Origin of the sequence: Aeribacillus sp. FSL M8-0235 (genome assembly GCF_038000355.1) — a bacterium.
Classification (GTDB): Bacteria; Bacillota; Bacilli; order Bacillales; family Aeribacillaceae; genus Aeribacillus; species Aeribacillus composti.
In genome coordinates, this window is the sequence record NZ_JBBOBW010000001.1 from 1,989,801 (window position 1) to 2,015,730 (window position 25,930).

Annotated in this window: 22 protein-coding genes and 1 pseudogene; 6 read left to right on the plus strand and 17 right to left on the minus strand. The window is 38.8% G+C overall.

Translation table 11 applies throughout. The features are described 5' to 3' along the window. Window positions 1-53: 53 nt before the first annotated feature. Window positions 54-392, plus strand: a complete 339-nt coding sequence (locus tag NSQ71_RS09600; RefSeq protein ID WP_063387802.1) for a helix-turn-helix domain-containing protein — start codon at window positions 54-56, stop codon at window positions 390-392. 53 nt (window positions 393-445) lie between these two features. Here the strand turns inward: NSQ71_RS09600 and NSQ71_RS09605 are convergent, their stop codons facing one another. From NSQ71_RS09605 to NSQ71_RS09625, 5 genes are all read right to left on the minus strand, one after another. Then, complete coding sequence (locus NSQ71_RS09605; protein WP_066251614.1) at window positions 446-1,693, minus strand: restriction endonuclease subunit S; 1,248 nt, start codon at window positions 1,691-1,693, stop codon at window positions 446-448. Between the two features lie 301 nt (window positions 1,694-1,994). Next, on the minus strand, window positions 1,995-2,537 hold the full coding sequence (locus NSQ71_RS09610; RefSeq protein WP_340733824.1) for a helix-turn-helix domain-containing protein: 543 nt from the start codon (window positions 2,535-2,537) through the stop codon (window positions 1,995-1,997). Continuing rightward, a complete protein-coding gene (locus NSQ71_RS09615; RefSeq protein WP_340733825.1) occupies window positions 2,534-3,487 on the minus strand; it encodes an alpha/beta hydrolase in 954 nt (317 codons plus the stop codon). The genes NSQ71_RS09610 and NSQ71_RS09615 overlap by 4 nt, the downstream gene beginning before the upstream one ends. A gap of 295 nt (window positions 3,488-3,782) precedes the next feature. Continuing rightward, on the minus strand, window positions 3,783-4,061 hold the full coding sequence (locus tag NSQ71_RS09620) for a YciI family protein (RefSeq protein ID WP_066251612.1): 279 nt from the start codon (window positions 4,059-4,061) through the stop codon (window positions 3,783-3,785). Between the two features lie 92 nt (window positions 4,062-4,153). Beyond that, window positions 4,154-5,299 (minus strand): AbrB family transcriptional regulator, encoded by a 1,146-nt coding sequence (locus NSQ71_RS09625; protein WP_066251609.1) that lies wholly within the window; start codon window positions 5,297-5,299, stop codon window positions 4,154-4,156. A gap of 144 nt (window positions 5,300-5,443) precedes the next feature. Between NSQ71_RS09625 and NSQ71_RS09630 the strand changes: the two genes are divergently transcribed. Then, window positions 5,444-6,316: a LysR family transcriptional regulator gene (locus NSQ71_RS09630; protein WP_066251606.1), complete on the plus strand. Its 873-nt coding sequence runs from the start codon at window positions 5,444-5,446 to the stop codon at window positions 6,314-6,316. 79 nt (window positions 6,317-6,395) lie between these two features. Here NSQ71_RS09630 and NSQ71_RS09635 read toward each other — a convergent pair whose 3' ends face one another. The 5 genes from NSQ71_RS09635 to NSQ71_RS09655 form a co-directional block, all read right to left on the minus strand. After that, window positions 6,396-6,923: a nitroreductase family protein gene (locus NSQ71_RS09635; protein ID WP_066251605.1), complete on the minus strand. Its 528-nt coding sequence runs from the start codon at window positions 6,921-6,923 to the stop codon at window positions 6,396-6,398. Window positions 6,924-7,217: 294 nt separating this feature from the next. After that, window positions 7,218-7,430 carry a hypothetical protein gene (locus NSQ71_RS09640; protein ID WP_066251603.1) on the minus strand — a complete coding sequence of 71 codons (213 nt, stop codon included), beginning with the start codon at window positions 7,428-7,430 and terminating at the stop codon, window positions 7,218-7,220. 525 nt (window positions 7,431-7,955) lie between these two features. Beyond that, a complete protein-coding gene (locus tag NSQ71_RS09645) occupies window positions 7,956-9,416 on the minus strand; it encodes an aldehyde dehydrogenase family protein (RefSeq protein ID WP_340733830.1) in 1,461 nt (486 codons plus the stop codon). Window positions 9,417-9,644: 228 nt separating this feature from the next. Then, window positions 9,645-10,316, minus strand: coding sequence for a response regulator transcription factor (locus NSQ71_RS09650; protein WP_339196321.1), 672 nt, complete (start codon window positions 10,314-10,316; stop codon window positions 9,645-9,647). A gap of 2 nt (window positions 10,317-10,318) precedes the next feature. Then, window positions 10,319-11,689 carry a sensor histidine kinase gene (locus tag NSQ71_RS09655; RefSeq protein ID WP_340733833.1) on the minus strand — a complete coding sequence of 457 codons (1,371 nt, stop codon included), beginning with the start codon at window positions 11,687-11,689 and terminating at the stop codon, window positions 10,319-10,321. Between the two features lie 300 nt (window positions 11,690-11,989). Here NSQ71_RS09655 and NSQ71_RS09660 point away from each other — a divergent pair, with 300 nt between their 5' ends. Together NSQ71_RS09660 and NSQ71_RS09665 are read left to right on the plus strand one after the other, a co-directional pair. Further along, complete coding sequence (locus NSQ71_RS09660) at window positions 11,990-13,297, plus strand: cell wall-binding repeat-containing protein (RefSeq protein ID WP_339230637.1); 1,308 nt, start codon at window positions 11,990-11,992, stop codon at window positions 13,295-13,297. 519 nt (window positions 13,298-13,816) lie between these two features. Continuing rightward, window positions 13,817-13,996, plus strand: a pseudogene (locus NSQ71_RS09665) (energy-coupling factor ABC transporter permease); the annotation flags it as partial. Window positions 13,997-14,157: 161 nt separating this feature from the next. Here NSQ71_RS09665 and NSQ71_RS09670 read toward each other — a convergent pair. From NSQ71_RS09670 to NSQ71_RS09685, 4 genes are all read right to left on the minus strand, one after another. Continuing rightward, window positions 14,158-15,003, minus strand: coding sequence for a hypothetical protein (locus tag NSQ71_RS09670; protein WP_066251589.1), 846 nt, complete (start codon window positions 15,001-15,003; stop codon window positions 14,158-14,160). A 308-nt stretch (window positions 15,004-15,311) separates the two neighbouring features. Further along, a complete protein-coding gene (locus NSQ71_RS09675) occupies window positions 15,312-16,511 on the minus strand; it encodes a CaiB/BaiF CoA transferase family protein (RefSeq protein ID WP_340733839.1) in 1,200 nt (399 codons plus the stop codon). Between the two features lies 1 nt (window position 16,512). Then, window positions 16,513-17,310: an enoyl-CoA hydratase/isomerase family protein gene (locus tag NSQ71_RS09680; protein WP_339196335.1), complete on the minus strand. Its 798-nt coding sequence runs from the start codon at window positions 17,308-17,310 to the stop codon at window positions 16,513-16,515. A gap of 351 nt (window positions 17,311-17,661) precedes the next feature. Then, entirely contained in the window at window positions 17,662-18,327 is a 666-nt protein-coding gene (locus NSQ71_RS09685) for a GntR family transcriptional regulator (protein ID WP_339196337.1), read from the minus strand. 750 nt (window positions 18,328-19,077) lie between these two features. Between NSQ71_RS09685 and NSQ71_RS09690 the strand changes: the two genes are divergently transcribed. Beyond that, window positions 19,078-20,361, plus strand: a complete 1,284-nt coding sequence (locus NSQ71_RS09690; RefSeq protein WP_339209831.1) for an SLC13 family permease — start codon at window positions 19,078-19,080, stop codon at window positions 20,359-20,361. A gap of 259 nt (window positions 20,362-20,620) precedes the next feature. Here NSQ71_RS09690 and NSQ71_RS09695 read toward each other — a convergent pair whose 3' ends face one another. Further along, window positions 20,621-21,634: a FecCD family ABC transporter permease gene (locus NSQ71_RS09695; protein WP_340733842.1), complete on the minus strand. Its 1,014-nt coding sequence runs from the start codon at window positions 21,632-21,634 to the stop codon at window positions 20,621-20,623. A gap of 1 nt (window position 21,635) precedes the next feature. Then, complete coding sequence (locus tag NSQ71_RS09700; RefSeq protein ID WP_340733843.1) at window positions 21,636-22,679, minus strand: FecCD family ABC transporter permease; 1,044 nt, start codon at window positions 22,677-22,679, stop codon at window positions 21,636-21,638. 127 nt (window positions 22,680-22,806) lie between these two features. On the opposite strand from NSQ71_RS09700, the gene NSQ71_RS09705 reads away from it, so the two are divergent. Next, complete coding sequence (locus NSQ71_RS09705; protein WP_340733844.1) at window positions 22,807-23,781, plus strand: ABC transporter substrate-binding protein; 975 nt, start codon at window positions 22,807-22,809, stop codon at window positions 23,779-23,781. Window positions 23,782-24,898: 1,117 nt separating this feature from the next. Here NSQ71_RS09705 and NSQ71_RS09710 read toward each other — a convergent pair. After that, complete coding sequence (locus NSQ71_RS09710; RefSeq protein ID WP_063387775.1) at window positions 24,899-25,102, minus strand: Fur-regulated basic protein FbpA; 204 nt, start codon at window positions 25,100-25,102, stop codon at window positions 24,899-24,901. Window positions 25,103-25,930: the final 828 nt, after the last annotated feature.

Genomic DNA, 25,930 nt, shown 5'->3' on the forward strand with positions numbered 1-25,930 from the left:
CTCATAGTAGATTGTAAAAAGGAATCACTATTATCCCCAAGGAGTGACGGTTCATGACTAAAATACAGCAAATAATCGGAGAAAGAATCCGAAATTTTCGCAAGCAGAAAGGGTGGAGTCAAGAAGAATTAGCAGATATAGCAAATCTACATGCTACTTATATTGGACAATTAGAAAGAGGTGAAAAAAACGCAACATTGGAAAGTATTAACAAAATCGCAACGGCGCTTGAGGTTTCTTTAGAGGAATTATTTAAATCTATTCAACCAAATTCAAAAAAACCAGATTATACTTTGTCGCAAATTATTACAAAACTTCAGGCAAGGCCGGTTGAAGATCAAAAATTCATACTAAACATGCTGGATCTCCTATTGAACTGGAAAGATAAGTAGCAGTATTCCAAAAAGGGGGAACAATCCCCCTCTTTTGGAACTTATTTATCATTTTACAGCATGTTAGCAACATGCTTTTCAGCATCTAATACATCCATCTCCCCTGATAAAAGCCGGGGCAGCAAAGCGTTTTGCAATTTTTTGAGCCGGTCATTTTCATTGGCATTTTGTATCATCATCGCATAATAATTGCTGGTGAAACGTATAAATTTTTTTAAAATATCATCCGGCGGAAGCACAATTTTCATTTTTTTTATCTCATCCGCGCTGACATTCGGCTGTGCAGATCCAGTAGACCGATCTAAAATTTTTTGGCGGAAATCCGGCAATTTAGTTATGGCATAGACAAATGGCAATGTATTCATTTCGTGCACGCTAGAATAAAATTTGCCGACACGTTGATTTAATAATGCGGGTTCTTCAAAATAGTAAATGCCGCATTTCCCGATTTCAGCGCCTGTTAGCCCAATGAGCAGATCTCCTTGTGTAATTTTGAAACGATCTAATCGATGGAATAAAGATGGATCTACATATGCTGCATCTTCTTTGTTGATGAAAGGCGGGACAATATTTTTTATTTTTATTACAGGTATGCCTTCACATTTCCATTCCTTGCTTTTAAAAGCATATCCATTTTGTAATTCTATAACTTCACCTAATGTTCCTGCCTTCCATCCTTTCGGAATCATTCCCAATTCAGAAATTTCGAACCCTCTATCTTTAAAAGGCCCAAACTCTATGAACCAGTATTTGTAAAGTGTCATGATCGTTTCATCGATCGTTTTATTTATCTTGATATTCAGTTCAATTTTATCATCAATTGTTCCTAATATGTCCGCAATCTTCTCTTGCGTCCGCATGTCCGGCAGCAATACGAGCGCATTTTTAATAGAATCCATGCTGACAGCCGGATACGCAGCTCCCTGTTCCTGAGAAACTAAATAATCTGTAAAAGATTGATTGGAAATAAGGTAATACACATACCTCGGATGAATATGCTCCGTAGGCCGAAGAACCGCAAAACCGGTCGATACAACTTGATTTTCTTTCGGATTTTTTAAAAACAAAAAGGATCTTCGATTCGGACGGACGGTCGAAAGAATTGTATCGCCTGCTCGAACCAGCCTTTTTGCTCTGCTGGGCGCTTCATGAATCAAATATTGCGATGTCTCCCTCAGTTCGCCTGTTCCAACAGACGAAATATCGATGTAATCGATCATTTGAAAGGGAAATTGTTTCGTTAATGATTCAGGATTTATTTGAACAATCTCACCAAGCCGAACTTTCTTCCAGCTCGCCACATAAATTCCTCCACATGCATTAATTTTGAAACTTTATGGGGCAGTCTAATAAGTCGATTTTCCGGCTTATAGACGCCCCTTTAATGTTTTAGAAACGTTGATCCGTTGATATATCAATGCTTATGATGTTTCGTTTTCAGTGGATTTTGACTTTCTGGACAGCCCCATGACAATTCCGAAGCAACAATCAGATCGCTTCCCCAATTTTTCTAGTTATAGCTCGTTCAGAACATAATCCTCCTGTTTTGATCCATATTGATTAGCTTTTCATTTCCAATCAAAGCGGATAAAAAAAACTGCACTATTTTAATTTTTCTTCTGCTTCCGGCATGATGATAGATGTAAAAATTCTTTTTTTTCGGTTAGGAGCAGGCTGGTTTTCCATTAGCTTTTTCATCGCCCGGTTGATAGTTTCAGCAAATTGAAAAAACTCTTCGTCGCTTGCATAAAAGCGAACCTGCCGAAATCCCACCCCATCTTTTAGGAGATCGATTTGTTCTTGTCGTAAATATCTCTCATAATCCGCTAAAATATTGGCGATAAATCTCATAAATATGTTCAAATGTTCATCTCTGCTTATATGCTGCAAATCGCTGTCTTCGAGCCCAATCGTTTCATCCGGCAAGGCATAAACTTTTTCTATTGTTCCCCTTATCTTTCTTTTCTCAACGATTTCAATCAGCTTTGCTTCTTCAAGTTTTTTTAAATGTCTGTACAAGGATGCTTGCGGAACTTCCGGCAGAAACTCCATTATTTCCTGCACAGTCAAGCGTTTTCCGATCAATGTTTGAATGATCCGAATCCGTACCGGATGCAAGATTAAAGCAGCTTTTGATTCAATCATGAAAACACCTCATTGTACCGTTTGTTCAACCAATTTTTCAAATGGTCGCAAAGCTCTTCGTGAAGCGGTTGATCCGCATTTTTGATATAATTCTTTTTCATTTTCAACATATTAATCTCATCTTCTTGTTTTTTCAATAAATGATCCATATTTTGAATCATATAATATTCCAACTCCCCTTTCACTATAGCGGGGAGGCGGTTGAGCTTTTCCGGATCAGCTTGAACGTCCTTGTCACCGGTAATGGCCAAAACAGGGCATTCTATTTTTTTCAAATCTTCGAGCACATCGTATTGCAAATGCTCCCGAAACCATTTAGCATTTATTTTTTGAAAACCAACTTTGATCACATCTTGATCAGATTGCATGATTTTTTCAAAAAGGGCATTCGACTTTTTTTCGTTTTTTTGCTCGATGTTAAACATGCGGATCATTTTTCCTTTTAAACCTGTTACATTGTTTAAAGCTTCATACACAAGCTTTCTCTGTCTCGTTAAAGCTTCTTCCAGCCTCTCCCCTGCCCCTGAGAGAAGAATGAGCCCATCCATTTTCTCCAAGGTGTTTAAAGCAACTGCCAATGTTGTTCCTTCACTGTGCCCCAAGGCAATGATCCGATTTTCATCAACAAGCGGATGTTGTTTTAAAAATTGTACAGCGCTAGCTGCATCCCGGACGAAATCCCACATTCCTGCAGATAAATAATCGCCGCCGCTTTCACCAACTCCCCTTTTATCATATCGCAACACGATAAATCCTAAAGAAGTAAGAAATGATGCCAATTGCTTATATATATTCAACTGGAATTTTCCTTTTGCATCATTGCCGTCGCGATTCAACGGACCAGAACCGGAAAGAATGAGAATAGCCGGCTTTTGGCTGTTTTGTAACATGGATAATGTTCCTTTTAACTCATATCCGCAGCTTTGAAAGCTGACAAATTGTTCAATCATGTTAATTTCTCCTTTATTTATGTTATTATTATCATTATCGATAATAATAACAAATAAGTCAAGAAAATTCTGATGATTGTTTTTTGCATATAAATGTTATCAGAATTGTGCCTTCAGCCCACAGCATATTGAAAGCAGTCGGCATCTGCGAACTGTTTTTTTGAGAAAAATCGTAAACATACAAAAGCCCTTAGAGAAAAACAGCTCTTTTTCTCTAAGGGCTTTATTTTAGAGACTAACGGACAGCACCGATGCAAATGTTCTATCATTCTACAACGGCTTTCCTATCAAAATCTTAATTTGGGAGCACTGCGTCGCTGACCATTTCCCATTCGTGAATCTCATACCCTCTAGCGCCAGTCACAACATATGGATCTTCTTTCGCAAGCTTTTCGGCCTCTTCAAAAGAGCCGGCGCGATAAATCACCATACCGCCTGTGCCGTCGGTAAATCTGCCTTTTGCAAATATTTTTCCTTCTTTTCCTTTCTGCTCTAAATAATTCAAGTGATCATTCCGAAACGCTTTGCTTTTTTCTTCATCTTTCATCGGCAATAATACGACAAAATATTTCATCTCAACCACTCTTTCTATTAGATTCATCGCTTACCATTTTACTTGAAGCTGTCAGTCTTGAAAAGCTTCATGTCTTAAGTTCCTAATGTCAATCAAATATTTCTTGCTGCATGCGAATGTGCTCTATTGCGCAATCTTCTTTGATGGAGCAGTTTGATCAATGGAGGTACTGCGATGCATACTAACACAATGCGCAGTACTTGAACGACCACAACAAATGTTGAATCTTCATGAAGTACAGCGGCTGTTGTAGCCATCTCCGTAATACCGCCCGGCGCAAATGCAAGAACTGCTGTGACAAAGGTTATTCCAGTCAGCTTTGAAACAATAAAAGCGCAAATAAACAAGGAAAGAATTAAACCAATCGTGCTGAATAAAGCAACCGCCATTGTTTTCCCTAGCCCTGTAAACATCTTTTTATGAAATTTCGAGCCGATGCTTGCAGCGATGAAAACTTGCGCCGCTATGATCAAAATGTTCGGCCACCATGGAGTCAAGTTGTGGCCTGCAAATGATGAGCCGGCTGCTTGAATACTAGCAGCACCAAGCATTCCGCCAACGAGCCAAGGTGCAGGGAACTTCAGCCGCTTTCCAATGTAATACCCTGCCAATGCCCCTAGTGCCAATACTGCCGTCCAAATCATTTCGTCCATTTCCAAGCTAGGAAAAATGAACGCTGATTGGTTGTTCGAAACTTCAAGCTTCTCAGAATGGACCGCAAATGAAGAAACAAGAAACGGGATCACAAGCACTACTAAAAATACCCGCATCGTTTGTATAATGCTGACGACACCAATGTTGCCCCCGACTTCTTCTGCTATGCCTGGTATAACAGACAAGCCCCCGGGCACCGTTCCGAACAAACTAGTCAATAAATCTGTATGACTGAACTTCCACAAAACGAGTCCAGACAGCAGCGAGAAAACAATGGACAAGAGAAGCATTGTCATGATGGACATCCAATGATCTCTAAAAATATCTATAACCGTTAAATTGATTTTTTGCCCTAATTCAATCGCCAAAATAAATTGCCCAGCATTCATCCAAAATCGGGGCAAAACATACTTGTCATCGGACGATGTTGAATTGGTATGGCTCCAAAATGAAAAAGCCCCTGCCATCACCAATGTTCCGAGCATCCAGCCGATGGAAAGGCCTGTTAGAGATAAAAGCAATCCTCCAATACTGCTGAATAAAATAAACGAAACATTGCGCAAGAAACCTTTCGTTCGTATCATTTCAATCCTTCTTTCTAAACAAAATATCTTGCGGCATTCGAACTTGCTACAAACATATTGTATACTTTTTTTAGATATAAATAAAATATCAATAATCTATGCATGATTATAAAAATTATTGATGGAAAAAGAGAGGTGATGACGATGGATGATCGAGACTGGCTTATTTTGAAAGTTCTCTACAACGAAAAAAACATTACAAAAGCTGCAAAAAATTTATATATTTCTCAACCAGCTTTAACAAACCGGCTTCAGCAAATTGAAAAGGAATTCGGTGTACAGATTGTTCATCGAGGAAGGCGGGGAGTTGAATTTACCCCGCAAGGAGAATATTTAGCGAAATGTGCGAATCAAATGCTGCTGAAAATACAAAAAATAAAAGAAAATGTTGTGAACATGGAGAACCGAGTAACCGGCACATTAAGATTAGGGGTTTCCAATTACTTTACAGATTATAAACTTCCCGGTCTTTTAAAGCTTTTTAAAAACGAGTATCCCGACATTGAATTTAAGGTCCTGACAGGCTCGAGCAGCGAGATAGCCCATTTGATCCACAGCCACGAAGTCCATGTCGCTTTCGTAAAAGGAGCTTACAGCTGGAACGATCAAAAACGATTACTATTTGAGGAATCCATTTGTATTGCTTCTAAAGACAAAATAGATCTCCGGGAGCTTCCAAATTTGCCGAGAATTGATTACCGGATGGATCCCTTGCTAAAAACGGCAGTGGACAATTGGTGGTTTGAGAATTACTCCCAACCACCATTGATCAGCATCGAAGTCGATAAAGCAGATACGTGCAAAAAAATGGTGTTGAACGGATTAGGTTACGCTATTTTGCCAAGCTTGATTTTAGATGATGCCGACGATATTTATAAAATCGATCTGAAATCGAAAAATGGGAAGCCCATTTTAAGAAAAACTTGGATGTTTTATCACAAGGAATCGATCCAACTGAAATTTGTGAAAGCGTTTGTCGAGTTTATGGAAAAGCTCGATTTTCAAAAAATTCCATAAAATGCTATGACACTCGTATAACCTTTTTCCTTACATATGTTGCTTGGAAAAAGGTTTTTCAAAATTTCCGCAAACGTAATTACGTTTGAAACCGTTCATAATGAATAATAGATTCCTTCCGAACCATTTCTTTTGCGGGCGGTTCCTTTTCAGGATAACCTAAACCTAATATTGCAACTACGCGGCGGTCTGATGGAATGTTTAAGGCTGTCCGGACAAAGTCTTCCCGTTTTTTTGATTCTGCTTGATCCTGTGAGTGATATATCGCACCAAAAGCAGCCCCTAAACCTAATTCAGTTGCAGTCAGCCATATAAAACCGCATGCGATCGAGGCGTCCTGCAGCCAATATTTGCTCACTTCCGGGCAGCCTGTAACGGCTATGGCCGCTTTCGCCTCTTTCAACCAAGAAACAAAAGGCGTGGCGTTTGCCAATTCATCAAGCTTTTCACGATTTGTTATAAGTATAAACTCCCTGGAAGGCAGATTGTTCCCAGAAGGGGCTAAATAAGCTGCTTCTAAAATTTGCTCCAACCGTTCATTTGGTATAGGCTGATCTAGAAACTTTGTCATTTCACGTCTTTTCTGTATAGCTTCAAAAACGTTCATGCACCTTCATCCTTCTTTCTATTTTTTCGCCTATTTTGATTTCGTATGAATGTACCTTTTCATAAACGATTTTTTCCCTCTCCTGTTCAATACATGATATGGAATCATTATATCGATTCATATGGATTAACAAAAGAATCATTTTAGCCAAAACTTAGGAAGTTTCATTCCGAAAAATTAAAATATAGGAATGGACGAACAGCGTTATTATTTAGATGCTGCTGTCTATAATGGCAGCTTTATGATACCGACAGAGCCATTCACTTTACTTTTTAATTATTTCACAGTTTGAAGTTAATTTTTTTTATTTATAAATAAAAATCCTAGTTTTGACACTAAATACAAGATAAAAAGAATTACTAAAGTTCTAGCAATTACATAACCATCAACAGCCAGCTTATATGCTTCAGGCACTAGTGAATTGGGTTCAATTAACAAATAAATTGAAATTATCAAAACAATAGAAATAAGTATATACCCTAAAGCTGAAACAGATTCTTTTGACATACATGTTTCTCCTTTTTACCCAATAATAACATTTTTTTGTTGGTACTGGAACATTAGAGATTTCTAAACAATGATAATTAAAATAATTGGAACAATACGCTAAAGCCGGATTGAAAGTGAAATCGGATAATAAGCAGCTAGTATTCACCCGTTATTATCCAATAGAGTATAAATGAAAATATTTAACGACAAGCTGGAAAGCTTCTTGAGTCGTAATCCATCGCTGCCTAAGATAACGAGACACACGCTTCATCGTTTTTTGAAGCCGGATTGAATATTAAAAAGATGCAGAAATAGTGACAGTAAAACTATCTATGCTCATATCACGAGATTAGAAAAGATCATCCTGCTCATTTCTAGATTTTTAAAAATGCACAACATAAAAAAACTTTCCCAAAAATCGCGGGAAAGAGTTTGGAAACGTCATGATTATTTGCCAAGCAAAAATGATACACAAATTCATTTTCAGTTAACCATTAACTGTTCGTTCAAAAATCCCTTATTGTTTGGCAGGTCGGGATGTTGTTAAAAAGGATATTTTCGATATTCTTTTTGAATCGAAATCCATTTTGTCATCGTAAATTCTTCTACTACCCAAGGATTTCCGAATCTACCCATTCCGCTCGACTTTGTTCCGCCAAACGGAATTGTCGGGCTGTCGTTGACTGTTTGATCATTGATATGAGTCATTCCGCTTTCAATTTGAAGTCCTAGTTGTTCACCTTCACTTAAATCCTCTGTAAAAATCGCAGAGCTTAAACCATATTCTGTATTATTCGCCATTTCAATGGCATGATCGTCTGATTCCGCTTTCATGATCGTAGCAATTGGTGAAAATAACTCAGTTTGAGCAAGCTTGCTGTTGTTATCAACATCCACAAATACAGTCGGAGTTAAAATATTTCCGATACGCTTCCCTTCCAACGCAATTTTTGCTCCTTCTTTTTTTGCTTCATTTATAATATTTAAAGCTTTTTCAATTTGTGTTTCGTTTATAAGCGGTCCAATAATTGTTTTCGGGTCAGACGGGTCTCCGTAAGGCAACGATTTGGCTTTTTCCACAAATTTTTGTACAAATTCATCATATTTATTTTTATGGACAATAATTCTGTTTACAATCATACAAATTTGACCTTGATGTATAAACTTTCCAAAAATAGCTGCATCAACAGCACGGTCTACATTTGCATCTGCCAGAACAATGAACGGGTTATTTCCGCCTAGTTCAAGGGCAACCCTTTTCAGCATGCTGCCGGCAATTTTTCCGATATGCTTGCCAACTGGCGTTGAACCAGTAAAGCTAATAAGCTGTGAATGCGGAGAAGTGAGCATGTCATCGCCAATTTCATCAATATCCGTTAAAATACATTGAAAAACACCTTTTGGCAGTCCTGCATATTCAAATGCCCTCGCAATGATTGATCCTCCTGTCAAGGCTGTTTGAATATCAGGTTTATGAACGACACTGTTTCCAAGTGCAATAGCAGGAGCAATTGTCCGAATGGATAAATTCATCGGAAAATTAAAAGGCGAGATGGATGTTATAACTCCTAAAGGAAGACGATAAACACGATTCACTTTCCCCTTTATATCGGCTTCAATTTCCCTCACTTCATCTAATTTCTTGGCCATTTTCACAGCTTCTTCCACAAGCCCTACCGTCAAGTCAAGTTCAACGTTAGCCTTTATGAAGCTTCCGCCTGTTTCACGAGAGATCACTTTTATGATTTCGTCACGATTTTTTTTAAAAAATTCCGCGGTTTTCCGCAGCACTTCTTCTCGTTCTTCTGACGATGTTTTTCCCCATTCTTTTTGAGCTTCCTTTGCGTTTAAAAATGCCTGTTCAAGTTGTTGTGAAGTCGCCAGTTGAATCGTTTGAATGACAGTTCCATCATATGGATTCAAATTTTCATATTTTCTTTCACTTAATCCTTCGACCCATTCACCATTTATATAATTTTTGTTCAATTCCTCAAAGCGCTCCATATAACTTACCCCTTTTTTAATTCATTTATTTGTGGGTAGTTTTTTACAGTTCGAACAAAATTATTCTTGCTAAAGGTCGGAAAGCAAATGACAGATGATCTGTAAATTGGTTCCAAAACATAAAAAAGAGCCAGACATAAGCTGGCTCTCATCTGCCTATTAACAAATATAAAAGATGTATGCACTCTTGCCGTATCAGCATTAAAAAAAGCTAATCCGGCAATACAGCTATTTTCCCCATCTATACCCTACTCCCCAAACAGTGCGAAGGAATTGATCGATCGGAAAACCGGCTTGTCTCAGTTTTTCGCGGATATTTTTTACATGAGAGTCGATGGTGCGCTCCTCAGTTTCAGCATCGTATCCCCATAAGGATAAAATGATTTCTTCCCTGCTGAACGCTCTGTTCGGGTGCTTTAAAAGCAGCCCTAAAATATCGAATTCTTTCGGCGTTAATAATATGTCTTCGTTTTGAAAATGGACTTTATGTTCTTCTTGATCCCACACCAATCCTTGAACATCAATAATTGAACGCTTTCCTGCGGAACGACGCAGCACCGCTTCGATGCGAGCAAGCAGTTCAGCTTCGTCAAACGGTTTTGTTATATAGTCGTCCGCACCGAGTTTGAGGCCTTTAACAATGTCGAATGTTTGGTCTCTTGCTGTTACCATTATAATAGGAACGTTTGAAAATTCTCTTATTTTCCGGCAGGTTTCCCAGCCATCCATTTCCGCCATCATAATATCGAGAAGGACAAGTTCAGCTTTGTTGTTTTCTAAATATCGGATGGCTGATAATCCTGATTCGCACTTGACGCAATGATATCCTTGAGGGGAAAGATAAAGCTCCAGCAAGTCCAACATTTTTCTTTCATCATCAACGAGCAAAATCGTGTACATCCTTATACCTCCGGCAGCGTGATAACAACGTTTGTTCCTTTTCCGTATTCACTGGCGGCGTAAACCGTTCCTCCGTGCGCTTCGACGATCTCCTTAACAATGGCCAATCCGAGACCAGTACCGCCGCTTGTTCTTGATCTTGATTTATCCACTCGGTAAAATCGTTCAAAAATATGATGCAAATCTTCCTCTGGAATTCCGATTCCATCGTCTGAAACAATGATCACTATGCTGTTTTTCTCCGCTCTTGCTTCAATCGATACAACTGAGCCTTCATCGGAATATTTTAAAGCATTGTCCAACAAATTGATCATCACCTGCTCAAATCGCTTTTGGTCAATTTGGACGGTAATGTTTTTTTCACATTTATAGATAAGTGACATGGTTTTCTCATGAAACGCAGGTAGCATTTTGTCATGTAATTTCTTTAAGAAATCACACAAGTTGGTCGGTTCCTTATGGATTTGAAATGAATGTTGATCCATCTTTGCTAATTCAAACAGTTCCTTTACAAGCTTTTGCATATTCTCCGCTTCTTCATAAATAATGGACAAATAGCGGTTTCTCTCCTCTTCTTTTAGATTTGGCCTTCTTGCGATATCTGCATACCCTTTTACATATGTAAGAGGGGTTCGGAGCTCATGAGAAATGCTGGCAAGAAATTCTTTTCTTTCTTTTTTTAAATATTCCAAATCTCTCGCCAATGTTTGAATCGCTTCCCCCAGCTCCGCCAATTCGTCCTCACCTTTCACTTGCAAGCGAACAGAAAAATCGCCTTTGCTCAATTTTTCGGTTGCCTGTTTCATACGAATAAGAGGATTTGTTATCACTTTTGATAAAAAAGCGATCGTCAAAATGGTTAAAAATACCGAAAGAAATCCAACCAAAACGAAATGATGCTTTAACTTATAGATCATTTTTTGAATAGCATCGGTATTTTGAAACATATAGACATACCCTTTGATCTTGCCGTCAATACGTATCGGGCTTACTGTCGCTATATGCGACTCTTTTTGCCAATTTCTTTGCACGATTATTCCGTCATGCGGAATCGTTCTGTCCATTGTATTTACAATTTTTTTGGCAAAAGGCAATATGTCATCGGAATAATACAATATATCGCCTTTCTCATTTGTAATCACTACATCCGTCACCGCTTCCGATTCCATCATCGTCACATGCTCCAGCGTGGAATGGTCAAAGTTTTTTTCCAGCACATCGCGATGGTTATTCCCTCTCGCCAATAGATGCTCAAACTCCTCCTCAATTCTTGAATTGACCAAAGTTATGTACAATGAGACAAATAAAATGATTTCGACTCCCAAAACAAACACGAAAAATAGCAGTCCTAATTTAAACGAAATTTTTTTCACTTTTTGTCCCTTCCTTATCAGCCAACTAGCTTCCTCTTCAAAAAGGAAAGCTCTTCGCCGCCTTTAACCGAACGTTCTGTTCTCATTTTTTCATTATATCATTTTCATCCAACGCTTATCTGTTCTCCCCCGTCCGAACTTTAAAACAGCGAGCGGATGCCAAATGCGGGCACACCTTTTGGCGAGTAAATAATTTTCGCATAAAAAAATTTACAGGATCAAAAAGGGACCGTCTCCATCATTTTTGCACATTTTTTTGATAAAACAGATGCAAAGAAAATGTTAGGAGGAGGAATCAGAATGAAAAAAAATAGTAAGCTGCTGATTTTTCTTACCGTTTTAACAGCTTTCATGCTCTTTTCTGCATCATGTTCCAACGGAAGCAGCAACGACCATACAGGAGAACATACAGAAGGCATGAATCATGAAAAAATGGACCACAAAAATATGAATGATCATGCCAAACATAACGGAAAAGACACTCAGAGCACAAAAAATCAAGCCTTTTCCAAAGCGCCTGCACAATTCAATCCAAATGCTGAGGAAAGCTTAATTGTTCAAAACACGAAAAATATAACGAGAATTCCTGTTGCCGATCCAATTCGTGCATCCATTTACGTATCCCAAACCATTTGGCCTGCCACACATAAAGAAAATCAACCCGGAGCCGCTATTCTGTCTCCTGTTGGTCAATGGCAAACAACATTAGCCGGAGCTGACTTAATCCATCATCCAAATAACGGCCCGATCTTACTGATTCATCAAGATAACATTCCCGATAAAGTGTTGAGTGAAATCAAACGGTTAAATCCAACTGGGAACCGGAACGGCACTCAAATTGTTGTGTTAGGAGATGTTTCAAACAATGTCATCAACCAGTTGTCAGGTTATAAAATAGAACAGATCAAAGGAAAAAATCCCGCAGAATTCGCAAGGAATGTCGATCAAGCTTATGCAGAAGTATCCGAAGGCTATCCAGAAAGCGTGATCATCGTTTCTTCAGAGGATCAACATAAACTATATTCCATACCAGCCGTTAATTGGATTTCCCATATGCCTGAGCCTATACTGTTTGCATCTGAACACGAGCTTCCTAAAGAAACGAAAGATGCGCTTAAGAAACGGAACAAGAAAGCAAACATTTATATTTTAGGACCAGAGAAGGTTATTTCTAAAGATGTAGAAAATCAATTGAAAGAATACGGGACTGTTCATCGAATAGCTGGAAATGACCCTGTAACCACTTCGATTGAATTTGCCAAATTTAAAGATAAAGACACTCAATTCGGATGGGGTATAACGGAACCGGGCCATGGTGTTTCTTTTATTTCAACAGATTCACCAGAGCTTGCTTTAGCTGCCGCGCCGTTTTCACATCTCGGCAAACATGCACCGATGATTTGGTTAAACAAAGGACAGCTTCAACAAGAAACATATGATTTCTTGGCAAGCATCAAGCCAACCTTTCAAGATGACCCGACAACAGGTCCTTACAATCATGGTTTTATCATCGGAGATCAAAAACAAATTTCCTTTCAAACACAAGGAATTCTAGATGACAAGCTTGAAATTGCTCAGGAAGACGGACACGGGCATGGTGGGCATTAAGGAAAACCGGGCGTAAAAATTGAACGCCCGGTTTTCCTAATCTTTTTAAAGTAAATAAACAGCTTCATATGGTAAGTGTGAAAGATCGCTTCCATTTAGCTTCCTGCTGTTTGAGGAGTTTTATATTCTATCTGTCCCGAAGATACTCAAAGATTTATTTGTGCCCACGAATTAGTTTGAGGCGTTTTATATTCTTTCTATCCCTGAGGACAAAGTCAATTTTTTTCATTTTCCAAAATAACAAAAAGTGCAAAACCAAGAATCGTACTAGACACATCATCTGTTGTTAATTGTATATTTCCCTATTTATTGAAAACTTTGAGTATTCTTCACGATGAATAAACTGGCGTTTTCAATCAGCTAAAAATGTTTGAAAATGGCGGATTAACAAGAGATAAATTTGTGTAAATAATGATTGGAAAAAGAGAACAATAAATCCAACAACACTCATCGCTGTTGGGCCGAAAAGGAAGCTCCCAATCATTTCTATTCGTTTTTATCCCGGAACAGGCCATCGCCATGCATATTATGGAAGGTTTTCTGCCGATTGAATGGGCTTTATTTTGGTGGGGGGTTACTTTACCTTCTTTAATTATAGGCTTACTTTCTATTAAAAAGAAGCTTCAGGAGCATCCTGAATTCAAAATAATGCTAGGTTTATCTGGAGCATTTGCATTTGTGCTGTCAGCATTAAAAATATAATACTTGCTCTATATGAATTTATTTTTTCAATATGCCTTTTACTGTATAATCCGTTCTTTTACATTTGCCATTTTTATAATAATGACTGACTTTTTGATCATATGGCACCCCTTTGCTCAGCTACGATTACCTAATTTTGCATAACTTATCAGCCCAAATCATATACGCGCAGTCCGGATCATTGATGCAGTATAAGAGTGTTCCATCGACAATTTACTGATATGAATAGTAATGCTATTTAACTCTATATTTAAAAACTTTAAAAAATCTTCAGCAACTTTTTGTTGAATCTTTTCTGCGATGACGGGTAATGCTTCATCTAATGGATAAAATATGGTGAGGGTGATTTTTATATTCGGCAGCTCGTTTAATGCAATATCTATCCGATGGCATTTTTTCACTGCTTCTACCGAAGTGCAGGCATGGGAAATGATTTGTTTTAAAACGTGTTCAGAAATGTGGATGGTTCCTTGATGAAACCGTGGTCTGATAATCGTTGTTTCACCAATCTCTTCTTTTTGGGTAGAAAAAATTTTCTTTCCCTTCATAATGATCTTCTTTAAAATATTTTGTTCGACTTGTACATATGGAATCGGAATAATATGTTTCCCCTCTGTTTTTCTCACATATAATGCCATGTTGATTTCCTTTGACGATCTAATTTCTTCAATTTTGTAATATTTGGTGATTTTTCCTAATTGCAATGTTTCCGCAATTTGATCAACCATTTTTGTAGACGTACCAATAATAAGAAGCGAATGAATATCAAGTGCTTTAATAGCATTTTGGACTTCTTTTCGGTGATCCTCATAAAAAAAGACAGCCCGTTTAATAGCGGTTATATAGTTCTTTTCATATTTCGCTGAACTCCCTGCAGCTTTTCGCCCTTTATAAATTAACAATCCATCATCAATCATAGCCGGTATGTTTTTACTATGTGCAAAAGAAAGTGCGCTGGTGCTTTTTCCCGTGCCGCTGCGGCCAACAAGAGCGAATACGCGCATTGGGTGAATACCCCTTTCTTAAAAATCTTTCAACCTGAAGGAAAATGCCCGTAAAACTTAAAGGCGGACCGGATCCGGCAAACCGGAAACTCTATTCTGTCTATTTACAGGAAAATTCAGTTCGTATGATAGCAAATGTTTGTTTCGGGACTCCGATTGTTATGAGGGATATTAATATTCATGAATTTCAAAAAAATAGGCTTTGGATCGAGCATCATACACAATAAAACAGAGGAAGTTTTTTTACTTGAAAAAACTAGCAAATTATTAAAATATTTTTAGTCGATTGTCGACTGAATTTTATCGAATTATACACATTTTTGTTGAGGGATAATAATCCCCTCTTTTATAAATGTTTCTATCTCTTCTTTACTATAACCCATTTGCTTTAGAACGGTTTCACTATGCTCCCCCTGAGCTGGAGGGACCGTTTTGATCCTGCCCGGTGTGCGCGATAATTTTACAGGTACACCAAGCATTTTTAAGATTCCGAGGGAAGGATGCTCCATTTCAACGACCATTTCCCTTTCCTTGATATGGGTATCATTTAAAATGTCCGAAAGCTTATTAACCGGTCCGCATGGAATTTTCGCAGATTCCAACATGTCAACCCATTCATCTCTCGTTTTTCTTTTAAATATTTCTTCAAGTATGGAAATCAGTTCATCTCTATTTTGAACCCGGTCCGGATTCGTTTTAAATTTCCGGTCTCTAAGAGCTTCCACATCCAATACGTCAACCAGCGAATTCCAAAGGCTGTCATTTCCTACTGCAAGAATAAAGTGGCCGTCCGAAGCTTCAAAAACCTGGTAAGGCACAATATTCGGATGGGCTCCTCCCAGCGGCTTTGGATCATTGTTTGTCGCAAAATAGTTGCCGGCAAGGTACGTTTGCCAAGAAACCATCGTGTCGAGCAAGGAGACATCGATCCATTGTCCTTGACCTGAACGCTCTCTTTCCCAAAGTGCTGACAGAATGCCGATTGTTGCCCACATTCCTGCTCCGATGTCTGCCAAAGAATATCCAGCTTTAACTGGTGTACCGTCTGGTTCGCCTGTAACGGACATTAACCCGCCCATTCCTTGAGCCAGGACATCATAGCCAGGCTTTTTTGAATACGGTCCTGTTTGACCGAAGCCGGAAATCGAAGCAAGAATGACTCCGCGGTTATGCTGCTTTAAGATGTCATAATCAATTCCGAGCTTTTTTAATGTGCCGGGTCGAAAGTTTTCAACAACAACATCCGCTTCTTCTACCATTTTCAGTAAAATTTCTTTTCCTTTTGGATCTTTTAAATTTAAAACAACACTTTTCTTATTGCGGTTGACACTTAGAAAGTACGCACTTTCATTTTTAATGAACGGAGGACCCCATTGCCTTGTATCATCCCCTTGTGGACTTTCAATTTTTATCACCTCGGCGCCTAAATCAGCTAATGTCATTGTGCAAAAAGGGCCGCTCAATATTCTCGTTAAGTCAATAATTTTAATTCCTGCAAGTGGCAGCATGTCAACCTCTCCCTTTAAAATTCGGTTTTCTTTTTTCTACAAAGGAACGAACACCTTCAGGAAAATCATTTGCGTCAATACTGGACGCCGTACCTGTATCCCACGGAAATGAAAGTGCCGGCTTATTGTAGGCGACAGATCTTTTAACAGCAAGAAGAGATGCCGGTGACTGCTCCATAACTTTTTTCGCCAAACGTATTGTAAAATGATCCACATCCTCATCATCCGGAACCATGTAATTAACTAATCCCAATTGACAGCATTCTGAAGCGTCTAGCAGTCGACCTGTATAAACTAAATCCATCGTCCGGCTCCCTCCGATCAGATCTGCAATTCGTTTTACAAACATTTGGTTTAACGTAATTCCCAGCCGTCCGACTGGGATTCCCATTTTAGCTTTAGAGGTCCCAACCCGAAGATCACATGCTAAAGATAGAACAAATCCTGCACCTAATGCCGGACCATTTATAGCGGCAATGGTTGGCAACGGAAGTTTTTCAAACGTCGAAATGGCTTGTTCCATTAAGCGGAAAGCTTCGTGCGCTTCGTTAATCGACATTTGGTTAAATTCTTTCAAATCAGAACCTGAACAAAATTGATCCTTGCTTCCGCGCAGGATCACCACTCGTGTTTTCGGGTTTTCAGGAATCAGCCTTCCGATTTCCGCCAGCTCCCTCCACATCCCCGATGTTATAGCATTTTTTAGGCGTGGACGTTGGATCGTTACAATGGCAAGCCCGGCACTTTCCTGAAGTATAATTTTCCCATCCGCCTCGACCTGACTAATCGTTACCCTCATTAAAAATCACCTATCTCTTGTCTTTATATTTTTTAACAAAACCATCAGGATTCAAAAAATGCTCTTCCTAGAAGATGGACGACTGTCGACAATCATCTTGTTACAACCATGATATCCCCTCATGTTATAAAAGTCAATAAAAATTCTAAAAATTTTAAATTTTCATTTTGTATTTGCTGAGGAAAACCTACTTATGTCATGTTTTGATTATGACCCAGTCAATAAGCTGAAAAATAAAAAAAGGAGCTTATATGAAAAGGGCTTCACTCCTTCATATGAACTCCCTAAAATCATGTATATGTTGTTCGTTTCAAGACATTTACAGCGCTCGTTGTTTTCCCTTTTTTGCTGCTAGTACGATTGTTTATTTTTCGTTTTGTTTTCGACCCTTTTAATTACGCTATGATTATGATTTTCAAGCAAAACAAGCGCTTCATCGATCAGGTTTTCCTTTAACAAATCTAAAATAATGCGGTGTTCCTTCAAAGACTTTTTTATATGCTCCTCTTCAAGAAACGATATTCTTTGAAGTACAAGCAAAGGACGTCCTAATCTCCAATACATTTCTTTAATAATTTCGCTTTTGCTCATTTCAATGATGAGCATATGAAACTCTTGGTTCAGATTGGCATACTGTTTTTCGTCATCAACCTCTGACATCTTTTGTACCAATTGCTCCATTTTCTTAAGAATTTCTTCATTTATCCCGCGGACTTTAATTCTTTTCATCGCAAGGCTTTCCAATACGATTCTCATTTCAAGAAGATCATAAACTTCATCTTCCGTATAGCCTTTCACAACAGCGCCTTTTCTAGGAATTCGCTCTATTAGCCCTTCATTTTCCAGCAAATAGAGCGACTCTCGAATAGGCGCCCGGCTCGTTCCAAACTCTTCTGCGTAAGTGGACTCAATAATTTTTTGTCCGGGCTTCAGCTCCCCCGCCATAATTTGGTTTGTTATTTTTTCCGCTATTTTGTGGGACAACGAATGATTGTAAAATAATTGATTATTTTTCATTCCCGCTCTTCCTCTCTATAATGTCGACTGTCTATTTTTTATAATCCTATTATAACTTGTTTATAAATACAAATCGAAAAATTCTGTAAAGTCGGCATTGTATTGGAAGATTTTCCGCAAATCTTTCGTTTGCTGCACTGTTCTAATTTATTCGAAATTTATAGAAGTTCTCCTTCCTCCATATATAAAAATTAATGTGATCCCTTTCATTATAAATGACTTCATAAATAAGAATATTCAAATTTTTATTACGAATATTTCATCGCTTCGTACATCCTGTCGACAATTGACAAAGATGCATATTTTGCATTTTGCTTTCGTAAACATTTTTGTAAATGAATAAATAGCTGTAAACAATCTGTGATGAATGAAAAACGGAGAAAAGGAGGGAATGTGCGAAAAACACTTTATCTTAATCTTATAAATGCTGTTTCTCTCTTTATTTTGCCCTTGGACCGCCTTCTAACAAATAGGATAAGCAGCCGATTTCCTTGTGAAGTCGCCGAAATGTTCAGGTATGTCATTCAAAATAAAAGCATACATTTCAATTATTTTTTCGAGAGGTGACGATTTATGATTTGAAATTATATTTTTCAGAATATTCAAATAAAAAGTCACCTTTTTTCTAGTCATTCATATTCTTATAATGCATTGTCGATCGTCGATTTTGTAAGCTGGGTTTTTTAGAAAGCGGTTTCAAATTTTTGGGATTTTCTATTTTCATTCCAAAGCTTAGGAGGAAAAATCAATATGAGTATTGAGCTCATTGGAATTATTGTGCTTCTGTTGATGTTTATTGTAGGTTCAGTTTTGCCAATTAACCTCGGTGTTTTAGGGTTCGTAGCTGCTTTTATCGTCGGAGTTGTATTCAGCGGATTAAATATTGACGACATTTACAGCGGTTTTCCGGCTGAATTGTTCGTCACTCTTGCTGGAGTGACTTATCTGTTTTCAATTGTTGAGAAAAACGGGACAGTTGATTTGATTACCGGATGGGGTCTTCGCCTAGTCAGAGGTAATCTAGGTCTCGTGCCATGGATAATGTTTTTGCTTTGCGCTATTTTAACTAGCGTCGGCACTTTGGGACCTGCTGCTATTGCGATCCTAGCGCCGATTGCGCTGCGTTTTGCAGCACGATACAACATTAATCCTCTCTTGATGGGGTTATTGTTAGTGATTGGTTCCACAGCGGGATCCTTCTCACTGCTTAATCCTTATGGAGTGATTGTTAACGGCGTTATGCAGGCAAGAGATCTTCCTCATTCGCCGGGGTTGCTTTTCATAAACGCTTTTATCTTCAGTGTATTTGCTTCTGTGATTGTGTTCATCGTTTTGGGAGGACTTCGGCTGCTAAAAAAACGAACTGCTGCCGAAGAAGATGCAGCGTCTAGAGCTGAAGGGTCCTCCGCAAATGAGAACAATAAATCACAAGAAAATGGATTAACTTTTTACAGAGGCATCACACTTTTAGGGATCATCACACTCGTCGTCCTCGCTCTTATGTTCGATATCGATATCGGCTTTGCAGCGCTTGGAGTAGGATTAGTGCTAGCATTAATTGCTCCAAAGCAGCAAAAGGGCGTTCTATCACGGATGCCTTGGTCTGTGATTCTCTTAATAACTGGTATTGTCACATACGTAGGCGTTTTAGAAACAATTGGAACGATTGATTACATGACTGACTTAATCGCAAAAGTAGGAAATCCGGTAATCGCAGCCCTTGCATCGTCATACGTAGGAGGGATCGTTTCAGCTTTTGCCTCGACAACAGGGTTTCTGGCAGCTATCATCCCGCTGGCAGCACCCATTTTACAGGACCCGACCATTTCTTCCATCGGTGTCGTTTCAGCCATTGCCATTTCTTCAAGCATCGTCGATATAAGCCCCTTCTCCACTAACGGTGCATTGCTGCTCGCAAACGTACAAGGGGTAAAAGAGAATGTATTTTTTAAACAGCTTTTACTTTCTGCTGTTGTAGTCGTAGCGCTTGGACCTGGGCTCGCCTGGCTTGCTTTTGTATTAATTGCGGGATAGCATGGCAAACGATCATCCTTTCACCGGCAGAAAACAGTTTTTTATAACGAACAAGCGCAGCTTCAAGCTGCAATAATGAAAAAACGTTGACCGCTTGATCTTTTGGATAAAACAAACACCTCCATTCATCGAATTTATTTGATGCATTCGACACTGGAGGTGTTTGTCCCTTCCCTCATTTAACCGGGCCGCTTTTAGACAAATTCGTATAGTTTTTTTTGAGACGAAGCGGTGCAATGAAATCTTGCTGTATATAGCGTCAAATTGATTTTATTAGCAAATATATAAAATAAGGCGCCCCCAAAATGGAAACAACGATCCCGACAGGCAGCTCTGAAGGAGCCATGACAACCCGTCCTAATGTATCTGCAGCCAAAAGAATGAAGCTTCCTAAAGCTGCAGTCAGGGGCAAGCATTTCGAATGCTTTGGCCCGACTAGTTGCCTTGTAATATGAGGGGCAAGCAAGCCAAGGAACGTAATCCCTCCGCCAACCGCTACACAAACTCCTGCCAGTGTAACGGCAATGATTAATAAAATCTTGCGTTCTCTTGCAACGTTTATTCCTACCCCTGTTGCTGTTGAATCACCTAAAAGCAATATATCGAGAACCTTTGATTTATAAATCGCGATCGGAATAAGGATCAATAACCATGGTAACAGCGCCCACACATAGTTCCAGTTCGCACCCCAGATGGCTCCCGACAGCCAAGTAAGTGCTCTTGTAAAATCATTCGGTTCCATTTTCATTTGGAAGATGAGGATGCCGGCATTGAATGCCCCATTCATCCCTATTCCCATTAATAAAAGTCTTATCGGTGTAATATGTCCATTTTTTCGAGATAAAAAATAGATTAAGACGGCGGTAAGAAAAGCGCCTGCTAAAGCCGTTATGGGCAAAACATACACGGAAGCCCAGCCGTTCAAAAAGGAAGCTCCTTGGAAAAAGAACATATATAATACAACGGCAAACCCTGCTCCTGAATTAATCCCCAATATTCCCGGATCCGCTAACGGATTTTGCGTAACCCCTTGGAGGATAGCCCCTGAAAGGGAGATTCCCATCCCTACGAGCAATGCCATGAATATTCTAGGCAAACGGAATTGGAATATGGTCAATTCATTTTGATCTGTTCCATTTCCTAATAAGGCGGCAATGACCTCATGAAGAGGTATTTGTATATAGCCGGCATTAATGCTTATGATTGCGGTTATAACGATGAAAAAAATAGTTGAAAAAAACAATGTTTTGAAGTTTATTAATCTTTTTGACATGTTACACCCTCCCCTCTTTACGGGCTAAATAGAGGAAGAAGGGAACCCCTACAACGGCAGTTATCGCTCCAACAGGAGTTTCAAACGGAGCATTCACCATGCGTCCGACAATATCAGCCGCAATTAATAAAATCCCGCCTAAAACGGCAGAACAAGGAATAATCCAACGGTAATCCGTTCCGACTAAAAACCGTGTAATATGAGGAACGATGAGTCCGACAAAGCCAATCACTCCAGCAATTGAAACAGCTGCCCCTGTTAAAAGCAGCACCGTGACCGCTCCTAAAAATTTTACCACATTTGTATTTTGCCCGAGACTTTTGGCAGCTTCTTCGCCCAAGTTAAGGACGGTAATAGAGCGCGACAGTAAGACGGCCAGCAAAAGACCGGAAATGACGAACGGCAAAAGAAAATGGACTTGGGTTGGTTGGACAGCTGAAACTCCTCCCGCAAAAAAATAGCTGATATCCTTTGCAATATTAAATTTAATTCCTATCGCAGTCGATAAGGAGGTTAGGAGTGATGTAATCGCTGACCCGGCCAAAGCCAGCTTCACAGGCGTCATCCCTCCGCGGGAAAGGGAGCTAATGCCGAACACAAGACCAGCGCCAAGACCTGAACCTATAAAAGAAAAGATAGATAGACCGAAATAAGAGATTCCCGGTAAAAATGCCAGCGCAATGGCAATGAGAAAGGACGATCCTGCCGTTACACCCATAATAGAAGGAGAGGCTAATGGATTCCTAGTCATTCCTTGCATAATAGCACCGGAAACAGCCAAGGCAGAACCGACGAGAATGGCTGCGACTGCACGGGGCAAACGCAATTCCCTGACAATGACATGAGCTTGATTGTCCTCTTCAAAGGCAAAAAACGCACCAAGAACATCCCGATAACTCAAATCCGCAGCACCAAAACGAATCGAAATGACAACTGACAGAAATAGGCCAATGGTGCCTATGAAAAGAACGATAAGAGCAATCCATCTATTTTTGCTTTTATGTAAAGATTCTGAAGCAGGTTTCGTATGTATCGTTGAATCCATAAACCATTTTTCCTCCATATGATAAAAATTAAGATTGACAAAGTGGCAGAGATATATTTTAATTGAAAATGGTTATCATTATTGCTTCCCAAAAATTTATTTTATCATATGAGTTGGAGGTTTAGAAATGGTATTTCAGAAAAAGTTATTTTCTCTAATAGGAGCTGCGCTATTAGCTCTATCATTAACCGCTTGCGGCGGACAAGGAACCGACTCCTCTTCCGGATCGGATCAAGCTTCAAATGAGAATGAAAAGTCAGAAACAAGAACATTAACAGATGGAATGGGAAATAAAGTGGAAGTTCCTGCTAATCCAAAAAGAATTATTGCCAGCTATCTTGAAGATCATCTTGTTGCCCTTGGCGTAAAACCTGTCGCACAATGGAGTGTAAACGACGGGAAAACCGTACAAGATTATCTGCAAGATGAGCTGAAAGGAATTCCAACCATTCCTCATGATCTTCCGTTTGAAGCAGTTCAAAAAATGAATCCGGACTTAATTATAATGGACTCCGCTAGCATGGTAGAAGGCGGAAAATATGAACAATATAATCAAATCGCCCCTACTTTTGTTATTGGTGAAGAAGATAACAGCGATTGGCGCAAAGAATTGAAGCTTATTGGCGAAGTATTAGGAAAGGAAAAAGAAGCGGAAAAAGCTCTAGAAGAATATGACGCCAAAGTAGCCGAAGCGAAAGAGACAATTAAAGAAAAAGTAGGAAATCCTTCTGTCGCAGCAGTCTGGTTAGTAGGCGGACAATTCTTTATCGTAAATGAAAAACTTTCAAGCGGTGCCGTCATGTACGGAGACTTAGGATTAAAAGTGCCAAAAGTTGTAAAAGAAATTTCAGCAAACTCAGCAGATAACTGGAGCTCTATCTCTTTAGAGAAATTAGTAGAATTGGATGCTGACTATTTGTTCTTAATTAATAGTGACGGTTCCAATGCAGCACCTTTAAGTGATGCTCTATGGAAAAGCATTCCGGCTGTAAAAGCAGGCAACGTTTTTGAATTTTCACCTGAAAAAAGCTGGTTGTACACAGGCTCTATTGCCAATTCGCAAATCATCGATGATATTCTAGATTCCTTAGTACAAAAATAATGAAAAAGGGTATCCATCACGGATGCCTTTTTTTGTTGGAAATTTCAACTGAGCGGTTTTTTCCGTTACGCCTTTCCGTAATGGCGAGCTGTCACAAACTTCAATGTTGTCAGAATTTAAACGTCTAATTCATATAAACAGCAGGCCATACAGCTGCTAGAAGATCAAATGAACTTTGTTTTTTGTTTTTCTATTTTCTGTCAAAACCGGACTAGATAGATCACATCTCAGTGTGCTGATCTGAAAACGAAGCAAAAACCGAACTTGATTGATCACAAGTTTATCCTTTTCTCAATGTCTGGCCAATAAAAGCCAAAACTGTAAGGTTGAAATTCATGGTTTTTGCCGGAAAATTCCCCTATTTTTCATGTAATGGTTGACACTTCATGACATTAGTCGTTGAAAGTTCTTGTTTGTTATTTTCTATGTAATAACGCGCGTTTGCGATTTTTTAATGTTCATTTTCAAACTCAAGCTGATCTGCATTTGTTTCAGGCTGCCGATGATGAAAACGGCTTCCCCTCTCAGTTGTACAAAATCTTTAAACCGTTTGAGGACGCTATTTTGTGCTTTGCAATAGCCTTTGAAGCCTTATTCCCCCCCCTTCTGCATAACCGAGCTCCATATGTACATATTTTCTATTTTTCCTATGGCACAATCGGCATCTATATATATGTTAAATATTTAAAGGCGGATTTAGCGAAAATGAAGAACGCTGTTTCAATCGGCATCTATAATCCTTACACTAAAATGAAAAGCTAAGAGGCTCTTAAATCAAGATTTCCTCCTATCTCGAATCAAGAGCCTCAAATAATTCAGCTGGTAGTTTATTAAATCATACTAATACTATCTATATAGTAGTATTTCAGAGTGCAAAAGCAGATAGAAATTTTTACTAAAAGCCATTGCGTAAAATTTCGTTTTCGATAAATCCTCATTCAAAATTTTTGGAATTTGCCATAGCGTTTTGATCTGCTAATCACTAGCAGAATAATTGAGAAGGGTTGAAGACCTTTTGGAAAATTCAGTTCACTTACCCATGCTTTGATGAGAATTCACTGTCCTTCCCTTTCCAATGTACGGGTTTAAAAGAATCATGCGTATTTTTTGATGAAAATTATAATTTTTTGCTCGTCCAACGAATCAACCCTGTTTCACTATGCGGATGGGAATCCCTTTGGGTTTTTTTATATTCATATTCTAATTCTGATAACGTTAATTTGCAAAGCTGCTCCTCATTCTTAAATGCATTTAAGACAATCAGTTTGTTGATCAATTTTTTTCTTCTGATTTCTACAGCCTGACGAAGAAGGTTACTCATGTGATCCTCTCCTTATCATAAAATTTTTACGTTTTTTTAAATGGTTATCCGATTTCGCTGCACCAGCTTTCTTAGTGCAAGTCTGATCTTGTTAAGACTATTTCATCATCTGTGCCTTATACGGATCATTTATATTCCTGCTGCGAATTTAAAAACTAAGAGGCTCCCAAATCAAGAAAATCCATCTTGAATGGAGCCTCTAGTGAACCAGTCGGCGTTTTTAATTTTCCAGTAAATTTAACATTATATTAAAACATATTAATCCTACCTGTCAAGTAGAAATTTATGTTTTTATGAATTTAGGCAAAAAAATTCTCCCTCACCGGTCGTTGATTTGTTAATGCCAAAGTACATATTGATTTCAATTATACAGTCCCGATCCACCCCGGGAAACAGTCCCTTTTGAATGTGCAGTAACATGTTAAAATGTGAAGGGTTCAGGGTTGCCATCCTGACGAATGTACAGTAACATGTTAAAACCCCTATTTCACAACTTGTATAGGTTGTTTCGGCAGGCTAAAAATAAAGCAGCTTACCGTTTTTCTTAACAGAAGAAATGCCGTTTTAGACGATAGCTTTTTTCTCTAAGCAATTATTTGAAAGAAGTGGAATTCCAATGCTGCTGTTAAAAAGTTGGGAAGTCTCCATAGCAATTTTTTGCATAATATGGCATAAAAGCGTTGGATCTGTGCTTTTGTAGAACAAAGAAATGAGCCGTTCACATTTGTTTAAATCATAATACCCCGCTCTGATGGAGCTGATAAATCGGTTACACGAAAACTTATAGCCCCTCACTTAATGAGTTTCTCCTGTCCCTAGTAAACATAA